The sequence below is a fragment of the Bacillus mobilis genome (assembly GCF_001884045.1).
Classification (GTDB): domain Bacteria; phylum Bacillota; class Bacilli; order Bacillales; family Bacillaceae_G; genus Bacillus_A; species Bacillus_A mobilis.
On the sequence record NZ_MACF01000046.1, the window covers coordinates 526,824 to 545,125 of the forward strand.

An 18,302-nucleotide genomic window follows, 5' to 3' on the forward strand; every position below is an offset into this window, starting at 1 on the left:
TTCGATGACTTTTTTCAATGAACAAATGTTTTTGATATGATGGAGGAATAGCTGTGAATTTACCAAATAAAATTACAATATCTAGAATCTTCTTAATTCCAATTTTTATGGTAATTATGTTAGCGCCCTTTGATTGGGGTTCATACACAATTGGTGATGTTGATTTACCAATTCAACATTTAGTAGGGGCACTTATCTTTATTATTGCTTCGGCTACAGATTGGATTGATGGATATTACGCAAGAAAGTATAATCTTGTAACGAATTTAGGGAAGTTCCTTGATCCGTTAGCTGATAAATTACTTGTTTCAGCAGCACTTATCACGTTAGTTGAGATGCAATACGTACCTGCTTGGATCGTTATTGTAATTATAAGCCGTGAGTTTGCAGTAACAGGTTTACGCCTTGTACTTGCTGGAACAGGAGAAGTAGTGGCGGCAAATCAGTTAGGAAAAATTAAGACGTGGACACAAATTATTGCGATTGCAGCGTATTTATTACACGATGTACCTTTAAATTTAATCCATATTCCAGTTGCTGATATCTTTATATGGATTGCATTATTCTTTACTGTTATTTCAGGGTGGGATTATTTCTGGAAAAATAGAGCTGCTTTTGTAAACTCAAAATAGAAGTTTATGGGGGAATTGGGATGAATGCTGAAATTATTGCGGTTGGAACTGAATTATTACTTGGACAAATTGCAAATACAAATGCCCAGTTTTTATCTGAAAAGTTAGCTTCAATTGGAATTAATGTGTACTACCATACTGTAGTTGGAGATAATAACAAGCGATTACAGCAGGCGATTGAAGTTGCGGAAGAACGTGCTGACATACTTATTTTCACAGGTGGATTAGGCCCGACAAAAGATGATTTGACGAAAGAAACGATATCTTCTAGTTTGGGTGGAGAGCTAGTGTATGATGAACAGGCATTAGCATCGATAAGCGAGTACTTTAAGCGTACAGGTCGTGAGTTCACAGAGAATAATAAAAAGCAGGCGCTCGTTTTAGATGGAGCAACTGTATTTGCGAATGATCACGGCATGGCACCTGGTATGGGGTTAAATAAGAACGGGAAAGTTTATATTTTATTACCAGGACCACCGAAAGAGATGAAGCCGATGTATAACAGTTATGTAGAGCCTTTTTTACGTAACTTTACAACAGGAGAAAACATTTATTCTCGTGTGCTTCGCTTCTTCGGGATTGGGGAATCTCAATTAGAAGTGAAAGTTCAAGATTTAATTGATGGACAAACGAATCCGACAATCGCCCCCCTTGCGAATGATGGAGAAGTGACATTACGTTTAACTGCCAAACATCAAAATGCTGATGAAGCGGCGAAACTCATTCAGCATATGGAAGATTTGATTTTAGAAAGAGTAGGAGAATTTTTCTACGGGTATGATCAAGAGTTTCTGCATGATAAGGCGATAGAGTTATTGAAGAAAAAAGAATTAACTTTAGCGTGTGCAGAAAGTTTAACTGGTGGACTCTTCGGGAATCAAGTAACAGAAAGTGCTGGGGTGTCTTCAGTATTTAAAGGCGGTGTCATTTGTTATCATAATGATGTGAAGCAACATGTTTTACATGTACCTGAGGGAGTGTTGTCTACTGATGGTGCAGTAAGTAAAGAATGTGCTCGTTATCTTGCTGAAAATGTTAAGGGCTTATTAAAAGCAGATATCGGCATTAGTTTCACTGGGGTAGCAGGACCGGATGCTTCAGAACATAAAGAGCCGGGAACAGTATTCGTTGGATTGGCGATGAAGGATGAACCAACTGTAGTCTTTTCTCTTAATTTAAGTGGAAGTCGTCAACAAATCAGGGAACGTTCGGCGAAATATGGATTTTATCATTTATATAAAAAGCTAGAAGAGATATGAGTCTCTTCTAGCTTTTTTTAATGCTTAAATTCAGTTTTATTTAACGGAAAATAAAAAAATCGAATAAATGTTCGATTTTTGTTGGCAAATTGAATTGAAAATAGGTATAATAAGATTAGCAATTCAGTTAAGGAGGAATTTTGAATGAGTGATCGTCAAGCGGCATTAGATATGGCGTTAAAACAAATAGAGAAGCAATTCGGTAAAGGTTCAATTATGAAATTAGGAGAACAAGCGGAGCGTAGAGTTTCTACAATTTCAAGTGGTTCTTTAGCACTTGATGTGGCACTAGGGGTAGGCGGATACCCACGCGGCCGTATTATTGAAATTTACGGACCTGAAAGTTCAGGTAAAACAACAGTTTCATTACACGCAATCGCTGAAGTACAGCGTCAAGGTGGACAAGCAGCGTTCATTGATGCGGAGCATGCGATGGATCCTGTATATGCACAAAAATTAGGCGTTAACATAGATGAATTACTATTATCACAACCTGATACAGGGGAGCAAGGTTTAGAAATCGCAGAAGCACTTGTACGAAGTGGCGCGGTTGATATTATCGTAATTGACTCTGTAGCAGCTCTTGTACCGAAAGCTGAGATTGAAGGAGACATGGGTGACTCACACGTAGGTTTACAAGCTCGTTTAATGTCTCAAGCACTTCGTAAACTTTCAGGTGCAATTAATAAATCAAAAACAATCGCAATCTTTATTAACCAAATTCGTGAAAAGGTTGGGGTTATGTTCGGGAACCCAGAAACAACTCCAGGTGGTCGTGCGTTGAAATTCTATTCAACAGTTCGTCTTGAAGTACGTCGTGCGGAGCAATTAAAGCAAGGTAATGACATCGTTGGTAATAAAACGAAAGTAAAAGTAGTTAAGAATAAAGTAGCACCACCATTCCGTGTTGCTGAAGTTGATATTATGTATGGAGAAGGTATTTCAAGAGAAGGTGAAATCTTAGATATGGCTTCTGAACTTGATATCGTTCAAAAGAGTGGTGCTTGGTACTCTTATAATGAAGAGCGTTTAGGACAAGGTCGTGAAAATTCGAAGCAATTCTTAAAAGAGAATACGGATTTAAGAGAAGAAATTGCCTTCTTTGTTCGTGATCATCACGGAATTGGTGAAGACTCTGGTGTGGAAGACACGGAAGATTCAAATCTTCAAGATTAAAAAATAAAAGACACGGGACCGTGTCTTTTATTTTTAATTATTATGAAAGCGTTGTATATCGTTGGCGAAAAAATATTTAATCTGCTTAAAAGGCTATGTATAAAGAGGAATATATGCATGTTTTATATGAATAAACTGGAATTTACTAAGGTTTTCCAGGATAATATGCTGTCTGCTTTTTAAATTCATATATGAATTAGGGCTGAAGGTAAAGAAAGTAAAAGTAGACAACGCTTGACAATGAAAATTGCGATAGATACAATGAGAATGTATATTTTTTCTTATATACGAAACACTCTTCTCAAGAAGAGAAGTAATATTCGGAGTAAGACTTAAATCTTGCCGAAATAATAATATGACATTTTAATTGTGAAATGAAGAAAGTCCCTTAAAAAAGTGGGACGACGGTCTTTGCTGTATGTTGGTATTCAATGTACATGCCGACAGTCTTTTTTCATTCATAGCAAGGGGAGGTGAAATCATGAGTAGTACTACAGTTTGGATACTCATCTCCATTTTGCTTGCAACAGTCGGTGCAGTTGTTGGCTTTTTTGTTCGAAAGTCTATTGCTGAAGCGAAGATTAATGGTGCAGCTAATGAAGCGAAACGTATTATAGACGAAGCGAATCGTGAGGCTGAAGCACTTAAGAAAGAAGCGCTTTTAGAAGCAAAGGATGAAATTCATACACTTCGTACAGAAGCTGAATTAGAAATTCGTGACCGTAGAAGCGAATTACAAAAACAAGAAAATCGTTTAATGCAAAAAGAAGAGAACCTTGATCGTAAAGACGAAACGCTCGATAAACGCGAGCTGCAGTTAGAAAAGAAAGAGGATTCTCTTGTAGCGAGACAACAACAGATTGAAGAGTTGGAAAGCAAAGTGGGAGAGTTAGTTCAAAAGCAACAAACAGAATTAGAGCGCATTTCCAATCTGACACGCGAACAAGCGAAAGCAATTATTCTTGGTAAAGTAGAAAGTGAAGTTTCTCATGAAATTGCCGTAATGGTAAAAGAAAGTGAAGTTCGTGCGAAAGAAGAAGCGGATAAGAAAGCAAAAGAAATCTTATCTCTTGCAATGCAAAGATGTGCAGCTGATCATGTTGCTGAAACAACCGTTTCGGTTGTAAATCTTCCAAATGACGAAATGAAGGGACGTATTATCGGACGTGAAGGTCGAAATATCCGTACGTTAGAAACGTTAACAGGTATTGACCTTATTATCGATGATACACCAGAAGCGGTTATCCTTTCTGGATTCGACCCAATTCGTCGTGAAACAGCTCGTATCGCTCTTGATAAACTAGTACAGGACGGACGTATTCACCCAGCGCGTATTGAAGAGATGGTCGAAAAATCAAGACGTGAAGTGGACGAGTATATTCGCGAAGTCGGAGAGCAAACAACGTTTGAAGTGGGTGTTCACGGATTACATCCAGATTTAATTAAGATTTTAGGTCGTTTAAAATACCGTACAAGTTACGGACAAAACGTCTTAAAACACTCTATGGAAGTTGCATATTTAACTGGACTTATGGCAGCGGAGCTTGGTGAGGATGAAAAACTAGCAAGACGTGCTGGTCTATTACATGATATCGGTAAAGCGATTGACCATGAAGTAGAAGGTAGCCACGTTGAAATTGGTGTCGAACTCGCAACGAAATATAAAGAGCATCCTGTAGTTATAAACAGTATTGCATCTCACCATGGGGACACAGAACCAACTTCTATCATTGCAGTTTTAGTTGCAGCAGCAGATGCATTATCAGCTGCAAGACCTGGAGCTCGTAGTGAAACGCTTGAAAACTATATTCGTCGTCTTGAAAAGTTAGAAGAAATTTCAGAGTCTTATGAAGGCGTAGAAAAATCTTTCGCAATTCAAGCAGGACGAGAAGTTCGTATTCTGGTAAAACCAGATACAATTGATGATTTAGAAGCTCATCGTTTAGCTCGTGATATTCGAAAACGTATTGAAAATGAACTGGATTACCCAGGACATATTAAAGTAACTGTTATTCGTGAAACACGTGCAGTGGAATACGCAAAATAAAGTGGTGAAACACCACTTTATTTTTTTGTGTTGGAATTGGTTAAAATAAAGGAAATTAGCATACAAGTGAAACAAACTTTATTGTAAGGAAATCACTTGAAGCTATAGTAATAAAAAATGTAGTACATAGGAAGGGTAAGACATATGAGAATATTATTTGTTGGGGATGTAGTAGGATCTCCTGGTAGAGGTATGATTCAACAATACGTACCGGCATTAAAGAAAAAATATACACCTACAGTAACCATTATTAATGGAGAAAATGCAGCAGGTGGACGTGGAATTACGGAAAAAATATATCGAAACTTTTTAGAATGCGGGGCACAAGCGGTTACACTTGGAAACCACGCTTGGGATAACCGTGAAGTATTTGAATTTATTGATGATGCAAAATATCTTGCAAGACCAGCTAACTTCCCAGAAGGAACTCCAGGAAAAGGACTTATCTTTGTGAACTGTAATGGAACAGAAGTCGCAGTTATTAACTTACAAGGACGTACATTCCTTCCTCCAATTGATTGCCCATTCCGTAAAGTGGATGAATTAATAAACATTGCAAAAAAACGTACGAATATTATCTTTATTGATTTTCATGCGGAAACTACAAGTGAAAAACAAGCGTTAGGTTGGTATGTAGATGGTCGTGCTACAGCAGTAGTAGGTACACATACACATGTTCCTACAGCAGATAATCGTATTTTACCAAGCGGAACGGCATATATCACAGATGTTGGTATGACAGGTCCTTACGATGGGATTTTAGGTATGGACCGAGAAGCAGTATTGAAGAAGTTTTTAACAAACTTACCAGTACGATTTGAAGTGACAAGTGGTAGAACACAATTAAGTGCAGTGCTAGTTGATGTGGATCCGAATACAGGAAAAGCTAAGAAAATTCAGCGTATCTTAATTAATGATGATCAACCATTTTTTGAGTAATTTCTAGGTAAAAATTAGAAAAGTTATTATTTTTTAATTTTTTAGAAAAATTACAGAAATTTAGCAGGAATACGCGTCATTCCTCGTGAATATAAGTTAAAGTGAAATAATTGCTAATACTTTTTATAGAAACGAGGAGGAAACGCGGAATGGAAATATTAAAAGTTAAAGCAACGTCGGTCCCTAATTCTGTAGCTGGTGCACTTGCAGGTGTTATTCGCGAACGCGGAACAGCAGAAATTCAAGCCATTGGTGCAGGTGCATTGAACCAAGCGGTAAAGGCAGTAGCGATTGCAAGAGGATTTGTAGCGCCTAGTGGTTTGGACCTGATTTGTATCCCAGCGTTCACGGATATTATGATTGATGGGGAAGAGCGTACAGCAATAAAATTAATTGTAGAACCTCGTTAAGTTTAAACAACCTGTTTGCAGTATGCAAACAGGTTGTTTTTATAATGGAGGAATGGAAATGAAAATTTTTGATGCTCATTGTGATGTACTCTTTCAGTTATGGAGTGCACAGGGGAAAAAGAATTTTAAAAACGATCCGCAATTACATATTACATTTGAACAATTAAAGAAAAGAAAAGGGAGTATACAATGTTTTGCTATATATGTGCCAGAAACGGTGCTATATGAAAAACGCTTTGAAGTAGCATTACAGATGGTCGATATTTTTTATAATGAAATTTTATCATTACCGGGTGTGAAGTTTATTCAGACAAAAGATGATATTAACGTGTTAAAACAGGACGAGATTGGAGCGATATTAACACTAGAAGGATGCGAAGCAATTGGAAAAGATGCAATGAAATTACGGTTGTTTTATCGTCTAGGAGTACGCTCTTTTGGACTAACATGGAATTATGCCAATTTATTAGCTGATGGTGCGCTAGAGACACGTGGGGCGGGTTTAACGACCTTTGGTAAACATGTTGTACAAGAACTTAATACGTTACATGTATGGACTGATGTGTCTCATCTGAATGAAAGAAGCTTTTGGGATGTGATAGAAATTGCAAAAAATCCTATTGCCTCCCATTCAAATTGTATGAAACTTTGTCAGCATCCACGTAATTTAAAAGATGAACAACTTAGAGCTCTTATAAAGCGAAATAGCATGATTGGTGTTACTTTTGTACCACAGTTTCTAACAAGTGAAAAACAAGCGAATATAGCGGATATAGTAAACCATATCGAATATATTTGTTCATTAGGTGGAGAGAACAATATAGGATTTGGTTCGGATTTTGATGGAATTTTAGAAACAGTTGTAAATGTATCAGCTTATAGAGAATACGAAAATGTAATAAATGAGCTTTGTAAACACTATACAGCATCTACTGTAGAACGATTTTTACATGATAACTTTGTGGAACGTATAAGCTTTTAAGATTTTTGTTTTAAAAATCCAGAAAAATTAGAATTAATTCATTTGATATTATTGCTTTTTTTAAGACCTAATACTAGAATGAAAAACAAAATAGCTTTATACTAAAGATTCAGGGAAATCAGAAGAGGCATAATTTGCGTCCGTTGTAGTTTATTTGTATAAAAAATGCTAAACTATTACTGTAAAAAAATACACTACAATGAATGCAGCCAAAAGGGGTGTAGGAGATGATTAGTCAACTTTCATGGAAAGTTGGAGGCCAACAAGGTGAAGGAATTGAAAGTACAGGAGAAATCTTCTGTATTGCATTAAACCGATTAGGGTATTACCTATACGGTTACCGCCACTTCTCATCACGTATTAAAGGCGGCCATACAAATAATAAAATTCGTGTAAGTACAACAGAAGTACGCGCGATCTCAGATGATTTAGATATTTTAATTGCTTTTGATCAAGAAACTATTGATTTTAACTTCCACGAACTACGTCCAGGTGGAATTGTAGTTGCGGATGCGAAATTTAATCCGACAATACCTGATAATACAGATGTAAATCTATATGTGATACCGTTTACAGATATTGCTTCAGAATTAGGCACATCATTAATGAAAAACATGGTTGCTGTTGGGGCATCAAGTGCGGTATTAGGATTAGATGAAACAGCTTATCTAGATGTTGTTGAAGAGATCTTTGGTCGTAAAGGAGAGCAAGTTGTTCAAAAGAATATGGACGCAATTAAGCGCGGCTCTCAATATATGAAAGAATTGCTAGGTGAAAAAGTAAACATGATGCAGCTTGAAAAAGCTGATGGTAAGAAACGTATGTTTATGATTGGAAACGATGCAATCGCATTTGGTGCCGTAGCTGGTGGTGCTCGCTTTATGTCTGCATATCCAATTACACCTGCATCTGAAATTATGGAATACTTAATTAAAAAATTGCCAAAAGTTGGCGGAACAGTAATCCAAACTGAGGATGAAATCGCAGCTTGTACAATGGCAATCGGTGCAAACTATGCTGGTGTTCGTACATTAACTGCATCTGCTGGTCCGGGTCTATCTTTAATGATGGAAGCGATTGGTTTAGCAGGTATTACAGAAACACCATTAGTAATTGTTGATACACAACGTGGTGGTCCAAGTACAGGATTACCAACGAAACAAGAGCAGTCTGATTTAATGGCGATGATTTACGGTACGCACGGTGAGATTCCAAAAATCGTAATGGCGCCAAGTACAGTTGAAGAAGCTTTCTATGATATTGTAGAAGCATTTAACCTAGCTGAAGAATATCAAGTTCCTGTTATTTTCTTAACGGATTTACAGCTTTCTTTAGGGAAACAAACGGTAGAACCGCTTACTTTAGATAAAGTGGAAATTCGTCGCGGTAAGCTTGATTTAGAAGCGGAATTACCAGAACGTGAAAATAAAGCATACTTCAAGCGTTATGAAGTAACAGAAGATGGCGTTTCACCACGTGTTTTACCTGGTATGAAAAATGGTGTTCACCATGTTACAGGTGTAGAACATGATGAAACTGGTAAACCATCTGAATCAGCTATAAACCGTAAAAATCAAATGGACAAACGTTTCCGTAAAATGGAGAACTTGAAGTTTAATACCCCTGTTTATAAAAATGTTAAGCATGAAGAAGCAGACGTATTGCTTGTTGGATTTAACTCAACTCGTGGCGCGATCGAAGAAGCAATGGAGCGCTTAGAACAAGAGGGTATGAAAGTAAACCATGCTCATGTGCGTTTAATTCACCCGTTCCCAACAGCTGAAATCGATCCACTTGTGAAAAATGCGAAGCGTGTTGTAGTGGTAGAAAACAACGCAACAGGTCAGCTTGCTAACATTATGAAAATGAATCTTGGTAACGGTGAGAAAATTTCTAGTCTTTTAAAATATGATGGGAACCCATTCTTGCCGAAAGAGATTTACAACGAATGCAAAAAAGGGGTTGTATTAAATGGCAACATTTAAGGACTTTCGTAACAGTGTAAAACCAAACTGGTGCCCAGGTTGCGGAGACTTCTCGGTGCAAGCTGCAATTCAACGTGCGGCAGCTAACGTTGGCTTAAATCCAGATGAACTTGCTGTTATTTCTGGTATCGGCTGTTCAGGTCGTATTTCAGGTTATATTAATTCATATGGTGTGCATAGTATTCATGGTCGTGCCCTTCCAATTGCACAAGGTGTAAAAATGGCAAATCGTGATTTAACAGTTATCGCATCAGGTGGCGATGGTGATGGATTTGCGATTGGTATGGGACATACAATCCATTCTATTCGTCGTAACATCGACATTACGTACATCGTAATGGATAACCAAATTTACGGATTAACAAAAGGGCAAACTTCACCACGTAGTGAAGCTGGATTTAAAACGAAGAGCACACCACAAGGTTCAATTGAGCCATCACTAAATGTTATGGAAATGGCTTTAACAGCTGGTGCGACATTTGTGGCGCAAAGCTTTTCAAGTGATTTGAAAGAATTAACACAAATTATTGAAGCTGGTATTAACCATAAAGGTTTTTCATTAATTAACGTATACAGCCCATGTGTTACTTACAATAAAGTAAATACTTACGATTGGTTTAAAGAGAATTTAACAAAACTAAGTACAGTAGAGGGATATGATCCATCTAATCGCATGATGGCTATGCAAACGTTAATGGAAAATAACGGATTAGTAACAGGTTTAATTTATCAAAATACAGCGCAACCTTCATACCAAGAACTTGTAAAAGGTTATAGTGAGAAGCCTTTAGTGCAAGCTGATTTAAACATGGATCAGAAAATGTTTGATGAACTTGTTGCTGAATTTATGTAATATAAGAAGAGGAGGTTGCCATGTGGCAGCCTTTTTTTATAAGAAAATATAGGATAGTCTTATTTACTTAGAAAATTCAGAATGGTAAAATAATATATAAATCGTTGTATGAAAATGGTGAGTTCATTGCTTATGAAATGTAAGATCCAAACAGAGCATCTTTCTTGTTAAAATTGGCGAAACGCTTCATACTATGGTAATGTTTATAAGGATAAAGCAATATGCTTTTGGGTAGGACAAAAAGAAATATTAAAAGGGAATGTCTATTTGTGTGTGGGGAAGACTTCATTTTTATGAATGATTAGATTGACTACTCAAGTTTCAAAGGACAAGTTATCTCTCAAGCTATCTAACCATTTTTGAGGTGAGTCAAAGCGCATTAAAATGGACTATAGAGTGTGTATAGTTAAGGGTGAAAGGAGATTACCGATGAACGAGCAACAACGATTAGCAAGTCAACAAGCAAATTCCTCTACGAAAAAAGAAGAGAAAGATTATAGTAAATACTTTGAAAGTGTATACCAACCACCTTCCTTAAAAGACGCGAAAAAACGAGGGAAAGAAGAAGTTAAAATTGAACGGGATTTTGGCTTACCTGAAGAGTTTCGTAATTTTGGTACAGGAAGAAAGTTCTATATTCGTACATATGGTTGTCAAATGAATGAGCATGATACAGAAGTAATGGCGGGTATTTTCACTGCACTTGGATATGAACCAACCTTTTCAACTGAAGATGCAGATGTAGTGTTATTAAATACTTGTGCCATTCGTGAAAATGCTGAAAATAAAGTGTTCGGTGAACTAGGTCATTTAAAGTCATTAAAAAGAAGAAATCCGGACCTTTTAATTGGTGTATGTGGTTGTATGTCGCAAGAAGAATCTGTTGTAAATAAAATTATGCAAAAAAATCAGCATGTAGATATGGTGTTTGGAACGCATAATATTCATAGATTACCGTACATTCTAAAGGATGCAATGTTCTCGAAGGAGACGGTAGTTGAAGTTTGGTCAAAAGAAGGGGATGTAATTGAAAACCTTCCGAAAGTACGCCGTGGTGATATTAAAGCTTGGGTAAATATTATGTATGGCTGTGATAAGTTCTGTACATATTGTATTGTGCCGTATACACGTGGAAAAGAGCGAAGCAGACGTCCAGAAGACATTATCCAAGAAATTCGTCATTTAGCTGCGAATGGTTATAAAGAAATTACATTACTTGGCCAGAACGTAAATGCATATGGTAAAGACTTTGAAGATTTTGAATATGGACTTGGCGATTTAATGGACGAACTCCGTAAAGTTGATATTGCCCGTATTCGTTTTACAACGAGTCATCCACGTGATTTCGATGATCACCTAATTGAAGTGCTTGGAAAAGGTGGAAACTTAGTAGAACATATTCATTTACCAGTTCAATCTGGAAGCACAGATATGCTAAAAATTATGGCGCGTAAATATTCACGTGAGCATTATTTAGAGCTTGTAAGAAAAATTAAAGAAGTAATTCCAAACGCGGTATTAACGACTGATATTATCGTCGGTTTCCCAAATGAAACAGATGAGCAATTTGAAGAAACGATGTCGTTATATCGTGAAGTAGGATTTGATACTGCCTTTACCTTTATTTATTCTCCGCGCGAAGGTACACCAGCTGCAAAAATGAAAGATAATGTACCGATGGAAGTAAAGAAAGAACGTCTTCAACGCTTAAATACATTAGTAAATAAATTGGCAGTTGAAAAGAATGATCGTTATAAAGGTCAAATTGTAGAAGTGTTAGTTGATGGGGAAAGTAAAAATAACGCGGAAGTACTTGCAGGTTATACTCGTACGAATAAACTTGTAAACTTCGTTGCACCAAAATCTTTAATTGGTCAGCTTGTGAAAGTAAAAGTAACGGATGCGAAAACTTGGTCTCTTAACGGAGAATTAGTTGAAGAGCCGATCGAGGTGGAATAATAGATGAAAGTATATACGAAAGATGACATTGTTGAGCAAGCGAAAGAATTAGCAAAAATGATTTCTGAAACAGAAGAAGTTGATTTCTTTAAGAAAGCAGAGGCGCAAATTCATAAAAATGAAAATGTAAAGCGCGCAATTGATGAAATTAAAGCACTGCAAAAGCAAGCAGTAAACTTGCAGCATTACGGGAAATGGGAAGCTTTGAAAAAAGTAGAAGCTGAAATTGATGCATTGCAAGATAAGTTGGATAGTATCCCAGTTGTACAAGAATTTAAATCTTCACAAACATATGTAAATGACTTACTACAGCTAGTTGCCAGTACGATTTCTAACAACGTAACAGATGAAATATTAATTTCAACGAATGGCGATGTATTGAAGGGCGAAACGGGCGCAGAGGTAGAAAGTAAAAAAGGAAATTGTGGTTGTTAAAGAGATGTCGAATTGACATCTCTTTTTTTAGTGGGTTAAACGTAAGTTCTTCTCGAAAAAAGAATGACACATTCCGCTATTGTCACGCATATGATTAAGTGAATAGTGATTGAGGAGGGTTACGAATGTCCGAATTTAGAGAGATTATTACAAAAGCAGTGGTTGGAAAAGGACGTAAGTATACAAAGTCAACGCATACATGTGAATCGAATAATGAGCCAACAAGTATTTTAGGGTGCTGGGTAATTAACCACTCGTACGAAGCAAGAAAGAATGGAAAGCATGTGGAAATTGAAGGTTTCTATGATGTGAACACTTGGTATTCATTTGATGGTAATACAAAGACAGAAGTTGTAACAGAACGTGTGAACTACACTGATGAAGTGAGTATTGGGTATCGTGATAAAAACTTTTCTGGTGATGATTTAGAAATTATTGCTCGTGTCATTCAGCCACCAAATTGTTTAGAAGCTCTTGTATCACCAAATGGTAATAAAATTGTTGTGACTGTAGAACGTGAATTTGTAACAGAAGTAGTTGGAGAAACGAAAATTTGTGTAAGTGTAAATCCTGAAGGTTGTGTAGAATCAGACGAAGATTTCCAAATCGATGATGATGAGTTTGAAGAATTAGATCCGAACTTTATCGTTGATGCAGAAGAAGAGTAATAGAAAGCTAGGGAGAAGTTCTTCCTAGCTTTTTACTTTACATAAGTAGTACGTGAATGAACATGATTCTTTATGAAATGTGCTATAATGAAGAAAGACTCCTGAAATAGGAGATATGGATGTCCGTGAAGTGTGACATATATGAAAATTGATTACTATGTAAGAATTACGGAGGATAAGTATGACGCAATATACCCCTATGATACAGCAATATTTAAAGGTTAAGGCAGACTATCAAGATGCCTTTTTATTTTTCCGATTAGGTGATTTTTATGAAATGTTCTTTGAAGATGCGGTTAAAGCAGCTCATGAACTTGAAATTACATTAACGAGCCGAGATGGTGGTAGTAGTGATCGTATACCGATGTGTGGTGTACCGCATCATGCGGCTAAAAACTATATTGAACAACTTGTTGAAAAAGGCTATAAAGTAGCGGTTTGTGAGCAAGTAGAAGATCCAAAAACAGCTAAAGGTGTAGTGCGCCGTGAAGTCGTACAACTCATTACGCCAGGAACGATGATGGAAGGGCGTACGATTGATGAGAAAGAAAATAACTTCTTAGCAGCATTAACACATTTTGAAGATGGATCGTATGCTTTAGCTTGTAATGATTTAACGACTGGACAAAATACAGTAACGTTGTTAACAGGTTCAGTAGAAGATATTTTATTAGAAGTGTATGCAACTGGTTCAAAAGAAATTGTTGTAGATTCTACATTTTCAAAAGATGAATTAAATAAATTAACTGAAACATTAAAAATGACGATTTCGTATGAAGATGCAACAACGATTCCAGAGGGATTAGAACATCTTGTGAAAAATGTTTCACAAGCAAAGTTAATTAAAGCAATTGGTCGTTTATTTAACTATGTAATAAGAACGCAAAAACGTTCGCTAGATCACTTGCAACCAGTGGAAATTTATTATACGAATCAATTTATGAAAATTGATGTGCATTCAAAGCGAAATTTAGAGCTGACAGAAACACTTCGAACGAAAGAAAAAACAGGATCATTATTATGGCTATTAGATAAAACGAAAACAGCTATGGGGGGTCGTATGTTAAAACAGTGGATGGAACGTCCACTTATTCAAAAAGAAAAAGTTGAAGAGCGTTTAGAAATGGTTGAAACATTTGTAAATGACTACTTCTTACGTGAAGATTTAAAAGAAAAATTAAAAGAAGTATATGATTTAGAACGTTTAGCAGGGAAAGTTGCATTTGGTAATGTGAATGCACGGGACTTATTACAGTTAAGACGATCTTTACTTCAAGTGCCAGCTATTTTAGAAGCGATTAGTTTGTTAGATAATGCTTATGCAGCAAGGTTAATTCAAGGTGCGGATCCATGTGAGAGCTTAACTGAATTACTAGGAAGAAGTATTCAAGAAAACCCACCGCTTTCTATTAAAGATGGAGATATTATTAAAGACGGTTATAATGACAAGCTTGATCAATATCGTTACGTTAGTAAAAACGGAAAAACGTGGATTGCTGAGCTTGAAAAACGAGAGCGTGATATTACAGGAGTTAAATCATTAAAAATCGGGTACAACCGTATTTTCGGTTATTACATTGAAGTAACGAAAGCGAACCTTGCAGCATTACCAGAAGGCCGCTATGAGCGTAAACAAACACTTGCTAATGCTGAACGTTTCATAACAGATGAGCTGAAAGAAAAAGAAACGTTAATCTTAGAAGCAGAAGAAAAAATTGTACAACTAGAATACGATTTATTTACAGCGCTTCGTGAAGAAGTAAAAGTATTTATTCCGAAATTACAGCATTTAGCGAAAGTAATTAGTGAATTAGACGTACTGCAAAGTTTCGCGACAGTTAGTGAAGAAGAGCAGTTTGTAAAACCTGTTTTAACAACGAAGCGCGAAATCTTTATTAAAGATGGTCGTCATCCTGTCGTTGAAAAAGTATTGAACGGGAAATTGTATGTACCGAATGATTGTATTATGCCGGAGAAGATGGATGTCTTTTTAATTACAGGACCGAACATGTCTGGTAAAAGTACGTATATGAGACAATTAGCACTTGTGACGGTTATGTCGCAAATCGGTTGTTTCGTACCAGCAACAGAAGCAGTATTACCTGTATTTGATCAAATCTTTACGAGAATTGGTGCAGCGGATGATTTAATTTCAGGTCAAAGTACATTTATGGTCGAAATGTTAGAAGCAAAAAATGCGATTGCAAACGCATCAGAAAGAAGTTTAATTTTATTTGATGAAATTGGACGAGGTACATCTACGTATGATGGTATGGCACTTGCACAAGCAATCATAGAACATATTCATGACCAAATTGGGGCAAAAACGTTATTCTCTACGCATTATCATGAATTGACGGTGCTAGAAGAAAGTTTAGATCAACTGAAGAATGTACACGTTTCAGCTATTGAAGAGAACGGAAAAGTAGTATTCCTTCATAAAATTCAAGATGGAGCAGCTGATAAAAGTTACGGAATTCACGTTGCGCAACTTGCGGAGCTTCCAGATAGCTTAATCGCTCGTGCGAAAGAAGTGTTAGCGCAACTAGAAGGACAAGAAGAAATTATTATTCCAAAGCGTACAGAAGTAAAAGTACAAGAAGTTGCTCCAGAACCAGCTGTTGTAAAAGAAGAACCAGCAGAAATACAAGAGACGAAAGTAGAGACTGAGGAAGAATCGCAATTATCATTCTTTGGTGGAGAACAGTCTTCGAAAAAACAAGACAAGTCAGTTCTAGATGCAAAAGAAACGGCAGTACTTGCGCAAATTAAAAAAATTGATTTACTTGATATGACACCTTTAGAGGCGATGAACGAACTGTATCGCTTGCAGAAAAAGTTAAAGAAAGGATGAGTAAGTAGATGGGGAAAATTCGCAAACTCGATGATCAACTCTCTAACTTAATTGCGGCAGGGGAAGTAGTAGAGCGCCCTGCCTCAGTCGTAAAAGAACTTGTGGAAAATTCTATCGATGCGAATAGTACATCTATTGAAATCCACTTAGAAGAAGCTGGTTTATCAAAAATTCGCATCATTGATAATGGGGATGGCATTGCAGAAGAAGATTGTATTGTAGCTTTTGAACGACATGCAACGAGCAAAATTAAAGATGAGAACGATTTGTTTCGCATTAGAACACTCGGTTTCCGTGGTGAGGCATTGCCGAGTATTGCCTCAGTTAGTGAATTAGAATTAATCACTAGCACAGGTGATGCGCCTGGTACGCACCTTATGATTAAAGGTGGAGACATTATAAAGCAGGAGAAAACAGCGAGCCGAAAAGGAACAGATATTACAGTACAAAATTTATTCTTTAATACACCAGCGCGTCTTAAATATATGAAAACCATTCATACAGAGCTTGGGAATATTACAGATATCGTGTATCGTATCGCAATGTCACATCCAGAAGTATCGTTAAAGCTGTTTCATAATGAAAAGAAATTGCTTCACACATCAGGAAATGGTGATGTAAGGCAAGTACTTGCATCGATTTACAGCATTCAAGTTGCGAAGAAGCTTATTCCGATTGAAGCTGAATCTTTAGATTTCACAATTAAAGGATATGTAACATTACCAGAAGTAACGAGAGCATCTCGAAATTATATGTCAACGATCGTAAATGGTCGCTATGTTCGAAATTTCGTATTAATGAAAGCTATTCAGCAAGGATACCATACATTATTGCCAGTCGGGCGATATCCAATCGGCTTCTTATCGATTGAAATGGATCCAATGCTTGTTGACGTTAACGTACATCCTGCGAAATTAGAAGTTCGTTTTAGTAAAGAACAAGAATTGCTAAAACTTATCGAAGAAACATTGCAAGCAGCATTTAAAAAAATACAGCTCATCCCAGATGCAGGTGTAACAACGAAGAAAAAAGAAAAAGATGAAAGTGTGCAAGGACAGTTCCAATTTGAGCATGCGAAGCCGAAAGAGCCATCTATGCCGGACATCATTTTACCGACGGGCATGGATGAAAAACGAGAAGAACCACTGGCAGTGAAACAGCCAGCACAACTGTGGCAACCGCCGAAGCAAGAATGGCAGCCACCACAGTCGCTCGTAAGAGAAGAACAAAGTTGGCAGCCATCTACTAAACCGATAATGGAAGAACCAATTCGAGAAGAGAAACCGTGGAACAGTAACGATGAAGACTTTGAATTAGAGGAATTGGAAGAAGAAGTTCAGGAAATAGAAGAGATTGAAATGAACGGTAATGACTTACCACCGCTTTATCCAATTGGACAGATGCATGGAACATATATTTTCGCTCAAAATGATAAAGGCTTATATATGATTGACCAACATGCCGCGCAGGAACGTATTAATTATGAATACTTCCGTGATAAAGTAGGAAGAGTAGCGCAAGAAGTACAAGAGCTACTTGTACCATACCGTATTGACTTATCTCTTACTGAATTTTTACGTGTCGAAGAGCAACTAGAAGAACTGAAAAAAGTTGGACTGTTCCTAGAGCAATTCGGTCATCAATCCTTTATCGTCCGCTCACATCCAACGTGGTTCCCAAAAGGTCAAGAAACAGAAATTATCGACGAAATGATGGAACAAGTCGTCAAACTAAAAAAAGTTGATATTAAAAAATTACGTGAAGAAGCAGCCATCATGATGAGCTGTAAAGCGTCCATTAAAGCAAATCAATATTTAACGAACGATCAAATATTTGCTTTACTGGAAGAACTACGTACAACAACAAACCCGTATACATGCCCACATGGAAGACCGATTCTTGTGCATCATTCTACTTATGAGCTGGAGAAGATGTTTAAGAGGGTTATGTAGGGATACTGTGTTGAGATGAAAATTATCATATTGTGAATTTGACAAAATATTAGAATAGATTATAAAAAAACAAGGTGTAGTTATGCCTTGTTTTTTTATTTGTTTTGAAACATTTTGGTTAACAGTATGCAATAAAATTAAAAACTCACTT

14 protein-coding genes are annotated in these 18,302 nt (G+C 36.8%); all 14 read left to right on the forward strand.

Annotation, left to right across the window (positions count from 1 at the left end; all coding sequences use genetic code 11):
• Positions 1 to 53 precede the first annotated feature (53 nt).
• On the forward strand, positions 54 to 632 hold the full coding sequence (gene pgsA, locus BAQ44_RS07875) for a CDP-diacylglycerol--glycerol-3-phosphate 3-phosphatidyltransferase (protein WP_001052972.1): 579 nt from the start codon (positions 54 to 56) through the stop codon (positions 630 to 632).
• Positions 633 to 652: 20 nt separating this feature from the next.
• Positions 653 to 1,891 carry a competence/damage-inducible protein CinA gene (gene cinA / locus BAQ44_RS07880; protein WP_071721409.1) on the forward strand — a complete coding sequence of 413 codons (1,239 nt, stop codon included), beginning with the start codon at positions 653 to 655 and terminating at the stop codon, positions 1,889 to 1,891.
• Between the two features lie 144 nt (positions 1,892 to 2,035).
• Positions 2,036 to 3,067 carry a recombinase RecA gene (gene recA / locus BAQ44_RS07885; protein WP_063260397.1) on the forward strand — a complete coding sequence of 344 codons (1,032 nt, stop codon included), beginning with the start codon at positions 2,036 to 2,038 and terminating at the stop codon, positions 3,065 to 3,067.
• Between the two features lie 481 nt (positions 3,068 to 3,548).
• Complete coding sequence (gene rny / locus BAQ44_RS07890) at positions 3,549 to 5,114, forward strand: ribonuclease Y (RefSeq protein ID WP_016086643.1); 1,566 nt, start codon at positions 3,549 to 3,551, stop codon at positions 5,112 to 5,114.
• Between the two features lie 144 nt (positions 5,115 to 5,258).
• Entirely contained in the window at positions 5,259 to 6,053 is a 795-nt protein-coding gene (locus BAQ44_RS07895; protein WP_001221093.1) for a 2',3'-cyclic-nucleotide 2'-phosphodiesterase, read from the forward strand.
• 149 nt (positions 6,054 to 6,202) lie between these two features.
• Complete coding sequence (spoVS, locus tag BAQ44_RS07900) at positions 6,203 to 6,463, forward strand: stage V sporulation protein SpoVS (protein WP_000404341.1); 261 nt, start codon at positions 6,203 to 6,205, stop codon at positions 6,461 to 6,463.
• Between the two features lie 58 nt (positions 6,464 to 6,521).
• The gene (locus tag BAQ44_RS07905; RefSeq protein ID WP_071721410.1) at positions 6,522 to 7,445 is read left to right on the forward strand and encodes a dipeptidase; all 924 of its coding nucleotides are present in this window, start codon (positions 6,522 to 6,524) and stop codon (positions 7,443 to 7,445) included.
• Positions 7,446 to 7,672: 227 nt separating this feature from the next.
• Positions 7,673 to 9,430, forward strand: coding sequence for a 2-oxoacid:acceptor oxidoreductase subunit alpha (locus BAQ44_RS07910; protein WP_000625416.1), 1,758 nt, complete (start codon positions 7,673 to 7,675; stop codon positions 9,428 to 9,430).
• Positions 9,417 to 10,283, forward strand: coding sequence for a 2-oxoacid:ferredoxin oxidoreductase subunit beta (locus BAQ44_RS07915; RefSeq protein WP_000190158.1), 867 nt, complete (start codon positions 9,417 to 9,419; stop codon positions 10,281 to 10,283). Before BAQ44_RS07910 ends, BAQ44_RS07915 begins: the two co-directional genes overlap by 14 nt.
• Positions 10,284 to 10,712: 429 nt before the next feature.
• Complete coding sequence (miaB, locus tag BAQ44_RS07920; protein WP_061678178.1) at positions 10,713 to 12,242, forward strand: tRNA (N6-isopentenyl adenosine(37)-C2)-methylthiotransferase MiaB; 1,530 nt, start codon at positions 10,713 to 10,715, stop codon at positions 12,240 to 12,242.
• Positions 12,243 to 12,245: 3 nt separating this feature from the next.
• Positions 12,246 to 12,677 carry a YlbF/YmcA family competence regulator gene (locus BAQ44_RS07925; RefSeq protein WP_000870464.1) on the forward strand — a complete coding sequence of 144 codons (432 nt, stop codon included), beginning with the start codon at positions 12,246 to 12,248 and terminating at the stop codon, positions 12,675 to 12,677.
• 125 nt (positions 12,678 to 12,802) lie between these two features.
• Positions 12,803 to 13,345 (forward strand): outer spore coat protein CotE, encoded by a 543-nt coding sequence (cotE, locus tag BAQ44_RS07930; protein WP_001288800.1) that lies wholly within the window; start codon positions 12,803 to 12,805, stop codon positions 13,343 to 13,345.
• 181 nt (positions 13,346 to 13,526) lie between these two features.
• Entirely contained in the window at positions 13,527 to 16,199 is a 2,673-nt protein-coding gene (gene mutS, locus BAQ44_RS07935; protein ID WP_071721411.1) for a DNA mismatch repair protein MutS, read from the forward strand.
• Between the two features lie 8 nt (positions 16,200 to 16,207).
• On the forward strand, positions 16,208 to 18,151 hold the full coding sequence (gene mutL, locus BAQ44_RS07940) for a DNA mismatch repair endonuclease MutL (RefSeq protein ID WP_071721412.1): 1,944 nt from the start codon (positions 16,208 to 16,210) through the stop codon (positions 18,149 to 18,151).
• Positions 18,152 to 18,302: the final 151 nt, after the last annotated feature.

Excerpts from the sequence above, each read along its gene's own strand:
- recA (WP_063260397.1), top strand. The coding sequence starts at position 2,036 with ATGAGTGATCGTCAAGCGGCATTAGATATGGCGTTAAAACAAATAGAG.
- rny (WP_016086643.1), top strand. The coding sequence starts at position 3,549 with ATGAGTAGTACTACAGTTTGGATACTCATCTCCATTTTGCTTGCAACA.
- spoVS (WP_000404341.1), top strand. The coding sequence starts at position 6,203 with ATGGAAATATTAAAAGTTAAAGCAACGTCGGTCCCTAATTCTGTAGCT.
- mutS (WP_071721411.1), top strand. The coding sequence starts at position 13,527 with ATGACGCAATATACCCCTATGATACAGCAATATTTAAAGGTTAAGGCA.
- BAQ44_RS07915 (WP_000190158.1), top strand. The coding sequence starts at position 9,417 with ATGGCAACATTTAAGGACTTTCGTAACAGTGTAAAACCAAACTGGTGC.
- BAQ44_RS07925 (WP_000870464.1), top strand. The coding sequence starts at position 12,246 with ATGAAAGTATATACGAAAGATGACATTGTTGAGCAAGCGAAAGAATTA.
- miaB (WP_061678178.1), top strand. The coding sequence starts at position 10,713 with ATGAACGAGCAACAACGATTAGCAAGTCAACAAGCAAATTCCTCTACG.
- BAQ44_RS07910 (WP_000625416.1), top strand. The coding sequence starts at position 7,673 with ATGATTAGTCAACTTTCATGGAAAGTTGGAGGCCAACAAGGTGAAGGA.
- cinA (WP_071721409.1), top strand. The coding sequence starts at position 653 with ATGAATGCTGAAATTATTGCGGTTGGAACTGAATTATTACTTGGACAA.
- BAQ44_RS07895 (WP_001221093.1), top strand. The coding sequence starts at position 5,259 with ATGAGAATATTATTTGTTGGGGATGTAGTAGGATCTCCTGGTAGAGGT.
- mutL (WP_071721412.1), top strand. The coding sequence starts at position 16,208 with ATGGGGAAAATTCGCAAACTCGATGATCAACTCTCTAACTTAATTGCG.
- BAQ44_RS07905 (WP_071721410.1), top strand. The coding sequence starts at position 6,522 with ATGAAAATTTTTGATGCTCATTGTGATGTACTCTTTCAGTTATGGAGT.
- cotE (WP_001288800.1), top strand. The coding sequence starts at position 12,803 with ATGTCCGAATTTAGAGAGATTATTACAAAAGCAGTGGTTGGAAAAGGA.